The organism is Streptomyces sp. NPDC059582, from assembly GCF_042735715.1.
GTDB lineage: Bacteria > Actinomycetota > Actinomycetes > Streptomycetales > Streptomycetaceae > Streptomyces.
The window spans coordinates 22,906-38,947 of sequence record NZ_JBHWCC010000006.1; the positions used below are offsets into that span (position 1 = coordinate 22,906).

The window sequence follows — 16,042 nt, forward strand, 5'->3', positions numbered from 1 at the left end:
CGGGAACGGGTGGGGGCGACGGGGGCGCCCCTGCCTACACCCCGCCCTGCCGGCGCGGTCGCCTTCCCAGCAGCTCCGCCATCCCGCGCCGGGTGGCCGCCAGCACCACCCGGTCCGCACCCCGCAGCACATAGGTGTCGGGCAGGTTCCACACCAGCCCCGACTCGCCCTGCCGCCCCTCGCCCGGCCCGGAACCCGAGGCTCCCGACCCCGACCCCGACCCCGAGCCCGCCCCGGACCCCGCCGCCCGCGAACCGGTCGCGTCCAGCGCGAGCACCCGCCAGGCCCCCGCCCGGAACGCCTCCGCGACCGTCCTCCCCTCCAGCTGCGGATGCGCGGCCACTTCCACCGCCGCGAACAGCAGCACCCGGCGTTCCACCGGAATCGCCCCCAGGATCTGCCGCCCCAGCATCGCCCCGGCGAACGCGGGAGCAGCCAGATGGGAGACGCTCCGGCTGCGGGTGAGGGCCTGCGGGTGCGCGGCCCGCAGGGTGCGGTACACGGCGGTCGCGAAGTCGTCGTCGTACAGCCGCAGCACCACCCGCAGATCGGGCCGCACCGCCCGCGCGTACAGGACCGCTTCGAGGTTCGTCGTGTCCGAACTCGTCACCGCGAGCAACGCGTGCGCCCGATGGATCTTGGCGGCCTCCAGGACGCCTTCCTGTGTCACGTCACCCAGCACCACCGGCACCCGCAACCGCCGGGCCGTGGCCAGTCCCCGAGCCTCCGGCCCGGCCTCCACGCACACCACGGGGATGTTCAGTTCCCGCAGCCGCGTCAGCACCCGCGTACCGATCTTGCCGAGCCCGAGGAGCACCACATGCCCGCTCATCCCGCGCGGCGGCTTCCGCAGCGACGAGGCGCTGCGGAACGTTCCCAGCGCCTCCAGCACCGCCGCCAGCAGTACCGGAAGCAGCAGCAATCCGACCAGTCCGGACAGGAGTTGGAGGACCTGCCGCTCGCTGGACGCCCCGATCGCCGGGTCGTTGATGGCGAAGAGATCCAGCAGCGTGAGGTACAGCGCGCCCAGTGGATGGATCCCGGTCGCCACCCACAGCGCCACCGCCAGCGCGAGCACACACCCCACGATCCCCGCGAGCGACCACCGCAGCCGCCGCGAGAACAGCGAGGCGAACGGCGGGACGACCCCCACCCCGCGCCCGGCCGACGCGGACGTGCCCGGCCCGGTGTACGACACCTGTTCCAGTACGACGGTCCCGCGCCCGGTGGCGGCCCGTACCGCCGCGGCGTCCGGCAGCAGCCGCGGTCCGTGCTCCCCGCTGCTCTCGGAACCGTCGGCGCCGGCCGGGTCGTTGCTCGTCGTGGACAGCAGCGCGAGGGTGGCCAGCCCCGGGTCGGCCACCTGGCCGGGTTCCGGCGGCGGCCGGTCCACCGCGTGCAGCAGCAGTCCGTCCGTCTGGACGACCTTGCTGGTGCCGACGACCGCGGAGGCGGCCAGGGCGGGCGCCGCGGTGTCGGCATCGGAGAGCACGGTCGTGGAGGCGTCGCCCGCGGCCGCCGTGACGTCGTCGGCCGTGGTCGCCAACGCAGCCGCCTGGTCGAGGAGTTCCTCGATGTGCTGGCCCAACCGCCGGTTGTACAGGCGCAGGACGAGCTTCAGACGGGGGTTGAGCCGGCGGGCGGTGAGGGCCGCGCGGATGTTGGTCTCGTCGTCGTCGTACACGAGCGCCAGCGCGGCCGCTCGTTCCACGCCCGCCTCGGCGAGCACGTGCTCGGAGGGCTCGGTGGCCTCCAACGTCCGCTCGTGTCCGGCGGGATCAGCCCCGGCCGTATGACCGCCGGCGCTCCCGCCGCCGCTCCCACTGCTGCCGCTTCCACCGCTTCCGGTGCCGTTGCCGCCGCCGTTGCCCGCGGCCTGGTTGACGGCCGCGCTCACCACCCGGTCGAGCAGCGCCGCCGACACCGCCCGGGCCCGCCCGACCACGGGCGGCCGGACCGTGCGCTCCGAGGGCGGGACGACCAGCGTGACCTGCTCGCCGTAGACTCCGCGCAGCTCGGCGGCGAGGCGGTGCGCGAGCCCGTCGTCGCCGCAGACCACCATGTGCGCGCCGACGTCCGTCGGCAGACCCTGATTCGGAACGCTTCCCACGAGGGAGAAGACTGCCTCACCGGGACACGTGGTTCCAGGGAACCGCTGAACACCGCTCCCGGCGGCCGCGTACTGAAGGGGAGGGAGAACACGGAAAGCGGAGGTGCCCGACCCGTGGCGATCACCAACACGGCCCCGGCCGGAGCCGATCACCGTGCCGACGCCGACGCCGACGCCGACGCCGACGCCGACCTCGACCCCGCGCAGCGAGAGCACGGGCGGGAGCGGGAGGGGAAGCGGGAGGACCAGCCGGGCCGCCGGTTCGACTCCCCTCTCGCCCTGACCATGCTCCTGGTCCTGCTGGTGCTGCTCCAGGGGCCGCTGCGCCGTGCGCTGTCCGCGCCGGTGATGCAGAGCTGGACCACGGTGTTCGTGGCGGTGGTCGTCCAGGCCCTGCCCTTCCTGGTCCTCGGGGTCCTGCTGTCCGCGGCCATCGCCGTCTTCGTGCCGCCCTCCTTCTTCGCCCGCGCCCTGCCGAGCCGCCCCGCGCTGGCGGTCCCGGTCGCGGGCATCGCGGGTGCGGTGCTGCCGGGCTGCGAGTGCGCGTCGGTGCCGGTGGCCGGCGCTCTGGTGCGCCGGGGCGTCACCCCGGCCGCGGCCCTGGCCTTCCTGCTGTCCGCCCCGGCCATCAACCCGATCGTGCTGACGGCGACCGCCGTGGCCTTTCCCCGCGATCCGGAGATGGTCCTGGCCCGCTTCGTCGCGAGTCTGCTGGTGGCGTGTGTGATGGGCTGGCTGTGGCAACGCCTGGGCCGAGCGGACTGGTTGCGCCTGCCGACGCACGCGCCGCACGACGGCGAGAGCAAGGGCGCGGCGTTCTGGGGCTCGGTCCGGCACGACGTGATGCACGCGGGCGGCTTCCTGGTGCTGGGCGCGATGGCGGCGGCGACCCTGAAGGCCGTGGCGCCCGCGAGCTGGCTGCGCACGGCGGCCGACAACCCGGTGCTGGCGGTCCTCGCCCTGTCGGTCCTCGCGGTCCTGCTGTCGATCTGCTCGGAGGCGGACGCGTTCGTGGCCGCGTCGCTCTCCCAGTTCTCACTGACGGCCCGCCTGGCGTTCCTGGTCGTCGGCCCGATGATCGACCTGAAGCTGTTCGCCATGCAGGCGGGCACCTTCGGCCGCGGCTTCGCCTTCCGGTTCGCCCCCGCCACGTTCGCCCTCGCGGTCACCGTGGCGGTCCTGACCGGGACGGTGCTGCTGTGAGCCGCCTCGCCCAGGCGGCGGTCCTGTTCCTGCTCGGCGCGGCCCTGCTGCACGCGGGCGTGACCGACCTCTATCTGCGGTACGTCAAGGCCGGACTCCAGCCGCTGCTGCTGGCGTCGGGAGTGGTGCTGATCGCGGCGGCGGTGGCGACGGTCTGGTACGAACGCCGGGCGGTGAGGACGGCTGGACCGGAGGATCCCGGTCACGTCCACCGCGAACCCCGCGTCTCCTGGCTCCTGGTCCTGCCCCTGCTGGCCCTCATCCTGGTCGCCCCGCCCGCCCTCGGCTCCTACAGCGCGACCCGCACCGGCACGGCCCTGCAACAGCCCCTCGCCTACCCGCCCCTGCCGGCCGCCGACCCGCTTCGGCTGAGCGTGGTCGACTACGCGGGCCGGGCGGTCTACGGTCACGGCCGTACCCTCGCCGACCGCAGGATCCAGCTCACCGGCTTCCTGGCCCTCGACCGTGACGGCACCCCCTACCTGGTCCGGATGGCTCTCAACTGCTGTGCCGCCGACGCTCAGCCGGTAAAGATCGGCCTGACCGGCCACATCCCGCCGGTCCTCCAGCCGGACACCTGGCTCCAGATCACCGGCACCTACACGCCCCGGCAGGTGAAGGACCCCGTCAACAACGGCCCGATCCCGTTCATCGAGGTCACCGCGGCGAGACCGGTCCCGGTGCCGCACGACCCGTACGACGAGTCGTGGAACACCTGACGGCCCCTCGCCCGGGAGCCGTGGGTGCGGCGCTGGCCGTGGGAGTAGTGCGATCGGCCGGAGCCGTGGGAGTGGTGCGCGGGGCCGGAGCCGTCAGCCGTCTCCGGCCGGGCGGCGGGACTCCGGCAGCAGCAGCTCGCGCTCCGGGTGCTTCTCGCCGGTGACGCTTCCCCGGATCCCGAGGTCCGCACGGGCGGCCTGGTGGAATTCGTTGATGGCCCGGAACGCGGCCCGGTGCCGCTCCCGCCACTCCGCCAGGGTCCCCGTGATCCGTCCCGTGGCCTGCCACTCGATCTCGGAGAGCACCAGGTTCAGCTCATGGCCGGCCTCGATCGCGTCGTCACCGCCCAGGAGCATGACCCGCTCGAAGGCCGACCCCCAGCGCAGCCCGGTGTCCGACAGGTCCTCGCGGAGTTCCTGCTCCGGTCGGTGCTCCTCGCGCCGGCCCTCCCTGGCCTCGTACAGCCGTACGGCCATGCGGATCCGTGCCTTCACCGAGTCCACGTACTCCCCGTACGCGTCGATCTTCTTGTCGTCCCAGCGCGTCAGCAGCTGGTGGCGGTTCCTGCCGCGCTCCATCAGGTAGTTCGTCGCGTGCGTGGACAGCGCGCCCAGCAACACGGCGCCGATGGTCAGCAGTTGCTCGCCGGTTCCCAACCCGTCCCCCGAGGCAAGTTCTGAAGATGACCTGGCGATCTTACGAGTGGCCGATGTTCAGGATGAAGGGTGACCCGCCGGCGCCCCGTACCCGGCTGCCCCTTGCGGTCGAGGTGAGCACCACCTAACTTGAACTGACGGACCGTCAGATTTCATTTGCCGGATGGGGCAGTGAGGGGTTTGGACATGGTCGGCAAGGACGGTGACACCAAGGAACTGCCCAGGGTCATCAGCGTGGACGATCACGTGATCGAGCCCGCGCACCTCTTCGAGACGTGGCTTCCGAGCCGGTACCGGGACAAGGGCCCGAAGCCCTTCACCGCCGGCATCGGCGAACTCGCCTACGTGGGCGGGAAGTACCGCTTCACCACCGATCCGGACGGCCAGCTGACCGACTGGTGGGAGTACGAGGGCGAGCTCTTCCCGTACAAGCGCATCATCGCGGCCGTGGGCTTCTCCCGGGACGAGATGACGCTCGACGGCATCACCCGGGAGCAGATGCGCCGGGGCTGCTGGGATCCGAAGGCCCGGCTGGCGGACATGGACCTCAACCACGTCGAGGCCTCGCTCTGCTTCCCGACCTTCCCGCGCTTCTGCGGCCAGACCTTCGCGGAGGCCCACGACAAGGAGGTCGGGCTGGCCTGCGTCCGCGCCTACAACGACTGGATGGTCGAGGAGTGGTGCGGTGACAGCGGCGGACGGCTGATCCCGCTGTGCCTGATCCCGCTGTGGGACGTCGATTTGGCCGTCACGGAGATCCGGCGCAACGCCGCCCGTGGCGTGCGGGCGGTGACCTTCAGCGAGATCCCGACATACCTGGGGCTCCCGTCGATCCACTCCGGCTACTGGGACCCGTTCTTCGCGGCGTGCGAGGAGACCGGGACCGTCGTCAACATGCACATCGGCTCGTCGTCGCAGATGCCGGCCGCCTCCCCGGACGCGCCCCCGGCCGTCCAGGCCTCGCTGAGCTTCAACAACGCCATGGCGTCGATGATGGACTTCCTCTTCTCCGGGGTGCTGGTGAAGTTCCCCCGGCTGAAACTCGCCTACAGCGAGGGGCAGATGGGGTGGATCCCGTACGCCCTGGAGCGGGCCGACGACGTGTGGGAGGAGCACCGGGCGTGGGGCGGGGTCAAGGACCTGATCCCGGACCCGCCCTCGACGTACTACTACCGGCAGATGTTCTGCTGCTTCTTCCGCGACAAGCACGGCATCGAGGCGATCGAGACCGTCGGCGTGGACAACGCGACCTTCGAGACGGACTACCCGCACGTCGACTCGACCTGGCCGCACACCAAGCAGGTGGCGGCGGAACACGTGGCCGGCCTGTCCGACGACGTCACCTACAAGCTGCTGCGCGGCAACGCCATCCGCATGCTGGGACTGGCCTTCGACCAGGACCGGCGCTGACCCTGCCCGTCGGTCGGTTCGGTGGGTTCCCGGGTGGGCAGGCACCAGGGGAAGTGCCACCGGTTCCCGACCGACCCGACGGGAGTGCGTATGACCGTGTCTGTCGACCCCGACCTCTGCTACGGCTCCGGCGAGTGCGCCCACCGAGCCCCGTCCGTCTTCACCTTCGAGGGCGGGTACGGCGTCGTCCGGCCGGGCCGTGAGGACACCGGGGACGACTCCCTCGTCCAGGAGGCGGCCGAGCGCTGTCCGTCCCAGGCCATCGGGATCACCCGACAGGGGCCTGGACCGCGGGCGTTACCGTAGGGCCCGAGGCGGTGGAGAGGCGGCGCGGATGAGCAGTCACATGTCAGAGGTCATGGTCACGCTCGGCCGCCGGTACGTACGGGATTTCCCCGGCTCGTTCGGCAAGGGGCAGCTCGCCGCGCGCTGGCTCAACCCGCACCTGCGGGACCATCCCCGGCGGCGCGTCGTCGAGTCGCTCTCCGGCGCGCGCTTCGCGGTCGACACCCGGGATCTGATCCAGCGCTATCTGTATCTCTTCGGGGTGTGGGAGCCGCACATGACGAGCTGGCTCCAGCGTCGGCTGAAGCCGGGGGACGGCTTCGTCGACGTCGGGGCCAACGTGGGGGTCTTCAGCGTGCTGGCCTCGCGGCTCGTCGGTGACACGGGCCGGGTGGTGGCGATCGAGGCCTCCCCGGTGTTCCATCGCATGCTGTCTCGGCAGAGCCGGCTCAACAACTGCCGCAACGTCCGCGCGGTCAACGCGGCGGTGTCGGACGGCCACAAGACCCTGACCTTCGTACTCGCCAGCTCCGCCAACATGGGCGCGAACAGCATCGTCCCCTACGACGGTCCGGCGGAGTCCACCTTCGAGATCGAGGCGCGCCCGCTGCCGGAACTGCTCGAACCGGCCGAGGTCGAGACCGCCCGGGTCATCAAGATCGACGTCGAGGGCGCGGAGGGCGGCGTCGTCCGGGGCCTGGTGCCGCTGCTGGACAGACTGCGGGCCGACGCGGAGATCACCGTCGAGGTGACTCCCGACCGCATGGCGCAGCTCGGCGACTGCGCGCAGGAACTGCTGCGGACGATGACCGACGCCGGCTTCCACGTCTACCGGCTGGCCAACGACTACGCCCCCGAGAGCTACCCCCTGGCACTGGGCGGAACGCCCGGCGTACCGGTGCGCCTGCGCGGGCCGGTCACCGTCGAGAGCGACCTGATCTTCTCGCGGGTGGACGCGGAGACGCTTCCCTGACGTCCAGTTCGGCCGACGGCAACGGGTCGGTGGGCGATGTCCAGGTCGGCCGACGGCAACGGGTCGGTGGGCGATGCCCAGTTCGGTCGGCGGCAACCGGGTCGGTCGGCGATCATCCAGGTCGGTCCGCGACCGGATACCGCCACTGGAACCGCGCCAACGCCCTGGCCCTCTCCGCCACCACGGCCATCCGGGCGTCCCGTTCGGCCGCGTCCACATGCGCCGCCTGCCCGGTCGCCTGACCCTCCCACTTCCGGTACAGCAGCCCCACCTCGGAGGAGAACCAGCCCCGGCTCACGGAGTTGAGCGCGAGCAGCAGGCCCGTGTCCTCGGACGCCGGCAGCGCCATCCAGCCGCCGAGGGCGACCAGCAGATCCCGCCGTACGCAGAGCGTCGCCGGATGGACCTGGGCGCGGAAGCCGTTCGCCTGCCAGAAGTCGAGCACCGCTCCGCGCTCGACGGGCCCGTTCTCGGGGTCGCCGGGGAAGCCGGCCGTCGAGCCGTCGGGCAGGAGGTCCAGCACGCGGGACGTCGTCCAGCCCACGGCGGGATCGGCTTCGAGGACCGCCAGGTCGCGGGCCAGGGCCCCCGCCGGGAGCCGGTCGTCGGCGTCCAGGACCTTCACGTACGCGCCGTCCGCGCGGGCCAGCGCGATCGTGCGGGCGACGCCCGGACCGCCGGGGCGGCCCTGCCCGAAGGTCACCCGCTCGTCGTCGGGGACGTACGGGCGGACCTCCTCGGTCCTGCCGTCCTCCTGGATCAGCCAGTGCCACTCCCAGCCCGCCGGCAGCCGCTGCTCGCGGAGCGACTCGTACGCCTCCGGCAGGAACCGGGCCGAGGGCGCGTGGACGGCGGTGACGATGATGACGCGCCGGTTCACGGCGGCACTCACCACCTTTCCAGGAGAGTGGTGAAGACCAGTTCCGTGCGGTCGCCGGGCAGGGTGACGTCGGAGATGTCCACGACGCGGTCGGTGATGTCGTACGACGTCTTCCGCAGCACGATCACCGATGTCCCGGGCGGCAGTTCGAGCTCGGCCGCCTCCTCGGGGGTCGGCGGCCGGGCGGTGACGCGTTCCTCGACGCGGTCCAGCTCGATGCCCACCGTGTGGAGCTGGTTCTGGGTGCCGCCCGGCCAGGGTTCCTTCGACTCGTCCAGGAGGTCGGGGTTCGCGGCGATCAGGTCGCGGACGAGGTGGGAGGTCACCAGGCTGAACGGAGCGGTCTCGGCCGCGTGCCGGGTCCGGTAGGTCCGTTCCAGGAGTTCGGTGCCCTCGGGGACGCCGAGCGCGTCCGCGAGAGCGGCCGTCGCCCCGGTCACCCGGTACCGGGCGAAGAAGACGAGGTCCTGGATCACGAGGCCGGTGTCGTGCTCCGTGGCGCCGGTCCCGGCCCGGGTGGGTTCGGGCTTGCGGGCCCGGTCCTTCTCCCACTGGTGCCGGGTGTTCTCGCGGACCGCCAGGGTGCGGGGGCGCCGGACGAAGGTGCCTCGGCCGTGCCGCCGGTCGATCAGGCCTTCCTCGTTCAGCAGCCGCAGCGCGTTCTGGATCGTCGGCACGCTGCGCCGGTACCGCTCGGCCAGCTCGCTCTCCGACGGCAGCCGGTCACCGGGCCGGCGCTCGCCCGCACGGATCGACCGGCGGATGTCGTCCGCGATCACTTCGTACGCCTTGGGCACTGGCGCTCACCGATCCGTGGTCCGTTGTCCGGCGCCGGCGTTCGTCGTCCGGCGTTCGCCATCTGGTGTCTGGTGTCTGGTGTCTGGTGTCTGGTGTCTGGTGTCTGGTGTCTCGTGTCCGGATCGCCGGGCCGGGGGCTGATGTCCGGGCTCTGGCGACCGAGCCGGGCCGATCACTCCGGCCCGGTCCCAGCCTACGACTCCTCAAGAGGTCTTGACGACTGGGCGGGGTCCACGATGACGGGTACGAAAGCGCCCGACCGCTGGCGACGGGGGATGCACCAGCGGTCGGGCTATGGCCAAGACTAACAAGGCCGTTTCTCCGGCGGGGGGCGACTGCTCAGCCGTGGCAAGGAGTTGTGAGCGGGATCACGACGGTCTCACCGGCCGCACGGAGGGTCGTAGGAGAGCCGGGGCAGGTACTCGTGCCATTTCCCCGGCGTCAGCACCCCCCGCGTGGTGGAGCAGATACGGCGGATCGCCTCGTCGGCGTCCAGGTTCCACAGCCGGACGGTGTCGGCGCCGCTCGACACCCCCAGCAGGTGGCTCCCCGGGCTGAACGACAGGAAGTTGCCCGTCTTGGCGTTGGGGCTCAGCGACTGGCCGATGGGATCGGCGTCGGACGGGTCGGTGATGTTCCACAGCCGGACCGTGTTGTCGTTGCCACCGCTCGCCAGGGTGCGGCCGTCCTCGCTGAACGTCAGCGACACGACCGCCTCGGTGTGGCCGGTGAGCGGTGAGCCCAGCCGGGTCGCGCGGCGGGAGCCGGTGATGTTCCAGAGCCGGACCGTGTTGTCGTCGCTGCCGCTGGCCAGCGTACGGCCGTCCGGGCTGTAGGCGAGCGCGTTGATGGGGCCGAGGTGTCCGCTCAGGGGCGCACCCAGCAGCGCGGCACGACGGGGTTCGGTCACGTCCCACAGCCGGATGGTGTCGTCCGCGCTGCCGCTGGCGAGCGTACGGCCGTCCGGGCTGAAGACCAGGGAGTTGACGTATCCCCTGTGGCCGGTGAGCGGCGCGCCGAGCGGGCGGGGGCGGGACGGGTCGGCGACGTTCCACAACTGGATGGTGCGGTCGTCGTAGGCGGTCGCCAGCGTGTGCCCGTCCGGGCTGAAGGCCAGCGCGGCCGCGAACCGGGTCCGCAGCGCGACGGGCGGCCCGTACGCGACGGGGCGTTTCGGATCGCCGACGTTCCACAGCTGCACCGAGCGGTCCCCGACCAGCAGCGCGAAGGTGCGGCCGTCGGGGGAGAAGGACGGTTCACGCACCTCGCCCTTCCCGGGCACGAACGGTTCGCCCAGGGGCACCGGCCGGTCGGGGTCCTTCACGTTCCACAACCGGACCCGGCCGTCGCGCGCCGCCGTGGCCAGCACCCGGCCGTCCCGGCGGAACGCGCCGAGGCGGCCGATCATGTCGGACGTCGGTATGGACCACAGCCGGACGGTGTTGTCGCCGCTTCCGGTGGCGAGGGTCCGGCCGTCGGGGCTGAAGCCCAGGGCGTACATCTCGCCGGTGCTCCCCGCGAGCTGCTCGCCGACCTGGGACGGATACGCCGGATCACTGACGTTCCACAGGCTCGCCGTGCTGTCCTGGCTGGCGGCGGCGAGCATGTTCCCGTCGGGGCTGAAGGCCACGGACCAGATGGGACCGGTGTGGCCGGTGAGCGGTGCGCCGAGGGGGGCCGCGTGGCGCGGGTCGGCCAGGTTCCACAGCCGGACGGTGTCGTCCCCGCTGCCGCTGGCGAGCGTACGGCCGTCGGGGCTGAAGGCGACGGAGTGCACCGTCGCCGTATGACCGGTCAGCGGCGAGCCGATCGGCTCGGGGTGACGCGGGTCGGCCGTGTTCCACAGCTCGATCGCGTTGTCGTCGCCACCGGCCGCCAGCGTCCGTCCGTCGGGGCTGAACGCCACGGAGCGTACGGCCGCGGTGTGGCCGCTCAACGTGCCGAGCTTCGTGGGCCGGCCGAGGTCGGAGACGTCCCACAGCCGGACCGTCCGGTCCTCGTCGGCGGCGGCCAGCGTGTGCCCGTCCGGGCTGAAGGCCAGCAGGTAGATCGTGCCGTCATGACCGTTCAGCGGCGTACCGAGCGGGCGCGGCCGAGCGGGGTCCCGTACGTCCCACAGCCGGACCGTGCCGTCGTCCCCGGCGCTGGCGAGGGTGCGGCCGTCCGGGCTGAAGACCGCGCTGCTCACCCAACTCGTATGGCCGGTCAGCGGCTTGCCCAGCTGCCGCGGTCGGGTGGGGTCCGCCACGTTCCAGAGGCGTACGGTCCGGTCGTAGCTGGCCGTGGCCAGGAGCTTGCCGTTCGGGCTGAACGAGGTGAGGTAGACGGCACCGGTGTGGCCGCGGAGCGGTGTGGCCAGCGGCGCGTTCACGATCGAGACCAGCCGGTTGGCGGTCCCCTCGTCGTCCGGTCTCAGCTGATGTGCCACCAGGTCGAGTTGGGCGGACAACGACGGGTCCGTGTACTGGACGCGGTCGGCCTCGGCGAGCACCTGCTCGAACACGGCGTCGTCCCGCTGCTGCCACGCGATCACCGCCGATCCGACGGCCAGAATCGCCAGGACGACCAGAGCCGCCACCGCGCCGCGGCTGATCAGGACCGTCCGCCTGCGCAGCCTGGCCGAAGCGGCCAGGAACTCCACCGCGTTGCGGGTGAGAAAGGTGTCGCCGGCGGATTTCGCCCAGCTGCGGGCATGCTCCAGACGGGAACCCCGGTAGAGCAGCGACGCGTCCCGGCCCGCGCCCTCCCAGGACCGGCCGTCCTCCTCCAACTGCTGACGCAGCAGATGGTCGTTGCGGTCCTCGTCGATCCAGTCGCGCAGCCGGGGCCAGGCGTGCAGCAGCGCCTCGTGGGTGATCTCCACGGTCTCCGAGTCGAGCGTCACCAGCCGGGCGCGCACCAGCGCCTCCAGCGACTCCTCCGTCTTGTCGGGGTCCGTCGACTCCTCCGCCAACTGCCGCCGCGTCCCCCGCCTGCGGGTGGCCTGGGTGTCCTCGCCCAGCCGGACCAGCCTGAGCAGGAGCAGCCGCGCGGCCGTCCGCGCCGCCGGGTCCAGCCCGGACCAGGCCCGCTCGGCGGTCGCCGCCACCGCTCCCTGGATCCCGCCCGCCGCGCGGAAACCGGCCAGCGTCAGCCGGCCCCCCTTCCGGCGCTGCCAGGTCGCGAGCAACGCGTGGGAGAGCAGCGGCAGCACTCCCGCGTCGTGCGTGCCCCGGGGGCCGTCGGCGCTCACCTCTCGGACGATCAACTCCGCGAGCCCCGGCTCGAGTTCCAGACCGACGGCCTTGGCAGGGCCGGTCACCGCCTCGCGCAGCTCCGTGGTGGTCAGCGGGCCGAGCACCATGTGCCGGTGCTGCAACGCGTCGGCCAGTTCCGGATACCTGAGGCACTGGTCGTAGAAGTCGGCGCGGATGCCCAGGACCACGAGGACGGGGGCGGCGCCACCCGACCCGGGAGGCGTGCACGCGGCGTGCAGGAGCTGGATGAAGGCGCGCCGGTCCGCCTCGTCGGAGCAGAGGGTGAAGGCTTCCTCGAACTGGTCCACGATGAGGACGGGACGGGCGGCGGAGTCCGTCTCGCGCCGCGCCCAGGCCGTGACGCTCTCCCGCACGGCGTGCGCGAAGCGGGCGGTACCGGGGGTCGCGAACCGGGCGGTACCGGGGATGTGCGCCGTGGGTGGTGCTGTGGCGGATCCCGGGGCGGTGGGTGCCGCTACGGCCGCCTGCGCGGTGGTCGGTGAGATGGCCGCTCCCGCGGCGGTGGGCGAGCCGGCCGATCCTGCGGTGGTGGCTGAGATGGCCGCTCCCGCTGCGGCGGGGACGGCGGAGACAGCGGGGACGACCTGTTCCAGCTCGGGTATCCGCCGGGTCAGCTCCGCGAGGGGATCGGCTCCCGGCACCAGCTGGAGCACCTCCCGCGGCCGGCCGCCCTCGTCGCCCAGGGCGCCCTCGCGCAGGGTGGGCACCAGACCGGCGTTCAGCAGCGAGGACTTCCCCGCACCCGAGGCGCCCACCAGCACGACCAGGCCACCCGTCCGCTCCACCGCGCGGAGCTGGGCGACCAGGGCGTGCGTACTGCGCTCCCGGCCGAAGAACCACCGGGTGTCCTGCTGTCGGTACGGCGCCAGCCCCCGGTACGGGCACACCCCACCGGGGACGGTCCCGGCCTCGGCCGCGGAACCCCCCTTGTCCTCCGCCGTGGCCGCCGGGGGATGCTCGCCGACCGGGCCGGCCACCGCGCGCTCCCACAGCCGCTGCCACTGCGCGAGGTCGTACAGTCCCGTGGACACGGGGGCGGGTCGCGCACGCCGTGCCTCGGGGATCAGGATGTGCAGCACCGCCGCGAGGGCGGCGAACTGGGCGGGTACGTTCTTGGCCCGTCGCCAGTCGCTGATCCGCTGCACGGACACCCGTACGGGCCGCCCGCGTTCGTCGATCCGCTGGAGCCGGACGACCGCGTCGGACACACTTTTCAGGGGAGGGTTACCGGCCTCCTTGTACAGCAGCGCGAGACGTTCCGCGAAGGCTGTGCGTGCCCCCGAGTCGGAACTCAAGGTCTCCACCCCTTACTTCTCCCGCACCTGGACATCCGGACCGGAAAACCCACTTTATATCTCTGACCTGCGACAAAGGCTTCGGCCCGATGCCGGAACCTCCTCGGCTCGTGCCTCGGCTGGCAGGATCATGCCGTAGCAGCGCGGTAACGGGGCGTCGCCCGGACAGCCCATCAGTTCAGCGCTCGGAGAGGCAACTCATGCACCGCTCGTTCTCGGCCAGCTTCCACCGAAGCTCCGGGACGACGGTGGCGGTACCGCCGTACGAGTCCAGCAGGATCCGCGGAGCCGGCCCCAACCGGAGTGCTCACCCCTGATCACGGATCCAGCCTCTCCCCGGTCCGCGCCGGCACGCCGAAACGGCGCGGGTCGAGGCCGCTCGCACCGCTCGGCACCGGTCCCCACGAGGGGAGGGACCGGTGCCGGACGAAGCGGTTCCGGGCGGACGAAGGAAAGTGAAGAAGGGGTCGACCTCCCGCGCGAGGCCGGCCTCTTCGGCGTGCCCGCGGGCGGCCGCGTGGGGCGCCGAGAAGGACCGGAAACAGATCAGCCACTCCACGCTGCCGCTCACAACCACCGGGAGTGGCCGGCTGATGGTCCCGGCTCGGTACCGTACCGCGCAGCGAGTGCCCTCAGGCCGTTCGCGACCATGACCTGAGGGAGACTCAGCCGGTCGGTCCGACAGCTCGGGCAGGCCGCCGTGGACGGGTCCGCACACTCCGCGACGCAGCACCGAGTCCACCGGTCCACGCTGCCGCCCACGGCGGCCCTGGGGCAAGGCCGCGCACGGACACGGTCGGCGACCGGCTGACCGGCCGGCCTCAGGCTCCCGGTCCGCTCGGCCTCTCGGTGGCGGCAGGGGCGAAATCCTCGGTGCAGTAGCGCCGTAGGAGTTCCCGCTCGGCTTCCCGGTGCGGGAACATGAAGAAGATCAGCAGCGCACCCAGGGCGATCGCGGCCAGGCCGACGGTGTACGCCCAGTCGTCGCCGTGGAGGAACGACTGGCGTGCTGCCGCGACGATCTGGTCGGCGTAGCGGGGGTGCTGCTGGGCGACCTGCCCGGCGGAGGCGAACGACTTCGTCAGCTCGCTCTGGACCTGGTCCGACACGTCCTTGCTCCTGGCGGAAGCGGCGATCGCCGCGCTGAAGGCCGAGGCATAGCCGGCGGTGAGGAGCGCGCCCATGATGGACTGCATGATGGCCCCGCCGAGGTCTCGTTGCAGGTCGGCGGTGCCTGAGGCCATGCCGGCCCGTCGTACGGGCACCGATGCGGTCAGCGAGTGGGATGAGGGCGTCCCGGCGAAGCCGGCGCCGATACCGATGAGCACGTAGGCGAAGCCGATCTGCCAGTAGCGGCTGTCCTCGCCCCAGAACATCAGCATCCAGGCGAAGGCGAGGAAGAGGAACGCGTAGCCGATCAGCAGGGTCGTGCGGGCGCCGCGTGTTTCGACCAGCTTCGCGGACCGTGGGGCCACGAGCACCATCATCACGACGAGGGGGAGGATGGCGGCGCCGGCTTCGACGGGGTTGTACTCGAGCACGTTCTGCAGGTACTGCTGGCTGATGAACGCCGATCCCATCATGGAGCCGAACACGATGACCCCGGCGCATGCGGCGACCCAGAAGGTGCGCCGGCCGGCGATGTGGAGGTCGTACAACGGGTTGGGAGCCCGGCGCTGACGCCAGAGGAAGGCTGCTCCGGCGGCCAGGGCGATCACGACGAGGCCGACGACCTGCGCGCCCTGGCCGGGGACGACGGCGAAATTGATCGCCAGCACCAGTCCCACGACCAGCAGGACGGACAGGATGCCGCCGAGGTTGTCCACCGGTTCGGCCGACTCGTTGGCGTGCGCGGGGACGAACAGCAGGGCCATGACCAGCGCGACCACGGCGAGGGGCAGGGTGACCAGGAACACCGACCCCCAGTAGAAGCGTTCGAGCAGGGCGCCCGCGATCACCGGCCCGAGCATGGAGATGCCGCCGCCCAGGGCCGACCACAGCGCGATCGACTTCGTCCGCCCCGGCCCCGCCCACAGGGCGGTGATCAGCGCCAGGGTGGTCGGGTAGGCCATGCCGGCCGAGAGTCCGCCGAGGATCCGGGCCGCCACAAGGACGTTGTCGTTCGGCGCGTACGCGGCGAGCAGGCAGGCGGGGACGGACAGAGCGATGCCGAGGAGCAGCAGCAGCTTGCGGCCGTGACGGTCGCCGATCGCGCCCAGATAGAGCACCGATGCGGCCAGGCCGAGGGAGTACCCCACGGCGATCAGGTTCAGCGTGGTCTGGGAGGAGTCGAAGGCCTTCCCGATCGCGGGCAGTGCCACGTTGGCCACCGACAGGTTCAAGTTGGCCACGGCGGCAACGATGATCAGGGACGTCAGGACGAGCGACGCCCGCGCCGGGGCCTCGGGCGGAACGTCGATGCGAGGCGCGCCGCATTTCGACATGAAACCTCCGG

The 16,042-nt window shown here is 72.2% G+C and carries 11 protein-coding genes; 5 read left to right on the forward strand and 6 right to left on the reverse strand.

Annotation, left to right across the window (positions count from 1 at the left end; all coding sequences use genetic code 11):
- Positions 1-34: 34 nt before the first annotated feature.
- Complete coding sequence (locus ACFV0T_RS07770; protein ID WP_385775914.1) at positions 35-2,062, reverse strand: NAD-binding protein; 2,028 nt, start codon at positions 2,060-2,062, stop codon at positions 35-37.
- Positions 2,063-2,224: 162 nt separating this feature from the next.
- Here ACFV0T_RS07770 and ACFV0T_RS07775 point away from each other — a divergent pair, with 162 nt between their 5' ends.
- Positions 2,225-3,313 (forward strand): permease, encoded by a 1,089-nt coding sequence (locus tag ACFV0T_RS07775; RefSeq protein ID WP_385775594.1) that lies wholly within the window; start codon positions 2,225-2,227, stop codon positions 3,311-3,313.
- Positions 3,310-4,032 carry a TIGR03943 family putative permease subunit gene (locus tag ACFV0T_RS07780; RefSeq protein WP_385775597.1) on the forward strand — a complete coding sequence of 241 codons (723 nt, stop codon included), beginning with the start codon at positions 3,310-3,312 and terminating at the stop codon, positions 4,030-4,032. Before ACFV0T_RS07775 ends, ACFV0T_RS07780 begins: the two co-directional genes overlap by 4 nt.
- 93 nt (positions 4,033-4,125) lie before the next feature.
- On the opposite strand, the gene ACFV0T_RS07785 is transcribed toward ACFV0T_RS07780, so the two are convergent.
- Positions 4,126-4,689, reverse strand: coding sequence for a hypothetical protein (locus ACFV0T_RS07785; protein WP_385775600.1), 564 nt, complete (start codon positions 4,687-4,689; stop codon positions 4,126-4,128).
- Between the two features lie 186 nt (positions 4,690-4,875).
- Here ACFV0T_RS07785 and ACFV0T_RS07790 point away from each other — a divergent pair, with 186 nt between their 5' ends.
- The 3 genes from ACFV0T_RS07790 to ACFV0T_RS07800 all read left to right on the forward strand — a co-directional run bounded on the left by ACFV0T_RS07790 (position 4,876) and on the right by ACFV0T_RS07800 (position 7,357).
- Positions 4,876-6,099 (forward strand): amidohydrolase family protein, encoded by a 1,224-nt coding sequence (locus ACFV0T_RS07790; RefSeq protein ID WP_385775603.1) that lies wholly within the window; start codon positions 4,876-4,878, stop codon positions 6,097-6,099.
- A 90-nt stretch (positions 6,100-6,189) separates the two neighbouring features.
- Positions 6,190-6,405 carry a ferredoxin gene (locus ACFV0T_RS07795; RefSeq protein WP_385775605.1) on the forward strand — a complete coding sequence of 72 codons (216 nt, stop codon included), beginning with the start codon at positions 6,190-6,192 and terminating at the stop codon, positions 6,403-6,405.
- Between the two features lie 40 nt (positions 6,406-6,445).
- Positions 6,446-7,357, forward strand: coding sequence for an FkbM family methyltransferase (locus tag ACFV0T_RS07800; protein ID WP_385775608.1), 912 nt, complete (start codon positions 6,446-6,448; stop codon positions 7,355-7,357).
- Positions 7,358-7,469: 112 nt separating this feature from the next.
- Here ACFV0T_RS07800 and ACFV0T_RS07805 read toward each other — a convergent pair whose 3' ends face one another.
- From ACFV0T_RS07805 to ACFV0T_RS07820, 4 genes are all read right to left on the reverse strand, one after another.
- Positions 7,470-8,237 (reverse strand): glycosyltransferase family 2 protein, encoded by a 768-nt coding sequence (locus ACFV0T_RS07805; RefSeq protein ID WP_385775611.1) that lies wholly within the window; start codon positions 8,235-8,237, stop codon positions 7,470-7,472.
- 8 nt (positions 8,238-8,245) lie between these two features.
- Positions 8,246-9,034, reverse strand: coding sequence for a GntR family transcriptional regulator (locus ACFV0T_RS07810; protein ID WP_385775614.1), 789 nt, complete (start codon positions 9,032-9,034; stop codon positions 8,246-8,248).
- A 380-nt stretch (positions 9,035-9,414) separates the two neighbouring features.
- Positions 9,415-13,596 (reverse strand): AAA family ATPase, encoded by a 4,182-nt coding sequence (locus ACFV0T_RS07815; RefSeq protein ID WP_385775617.1) that lies wholly within the window; start codon positions 13,594-13,596, stop codon positions 9,415-9,417.
- Between the two features lie 812 nt (positions 13,597-14,408).
- Positions 14,409-16,031, reverse strand: coding sequence for an MFS transporter (locus ACFV0T_RS07820; protein WP_385775620.1), 1,623 nt, complete (start codon positions 16,029-16,031; stop codon positions 14,409-14,411).
- Between the last annotated feature and the right edge of the window lie 11 nt (positions 16,032-16,042).

Coding starts and splice junctions, on each gene's coding strand:
- ACFV0T_RS07795 (WP_385775605.1), top strand. CDS start 6,190: ATGACCGTGTCTGTCGACCCCGACCTCTGCTACGGCTCCGGCGAGTGC.
- ACFV0T_RS07800 (WP_385775608.1), top strand. CDS start 6,446: ATGTCAGAGGTCATGGTCACGCTCGGCCGCCGGTACGTACGGGATTTC.
- ACFV0T_RS07790 (WP_385775603.1), top strand. CDS start 4,876: ATGGTCGGCAAGGACGGTGACACCAAGGAACTGCCCAGGGTCATCAGC.
- ACFV0T_RS07770 (WP_385775914.1), bottom strand. CDS start 2,062: ATGGTGGTCTGCGGCGACGACGGGCTCGCGCACCGCCTCGCCGCCGAG.
- ACFV0T_RS07820 (WP_385775620.1), bottom strand. CDS start 16,031: ATGTCGAAATGCGGCGCGCCTCGCATCGACGTTCCGCCCGAGGCCCCG.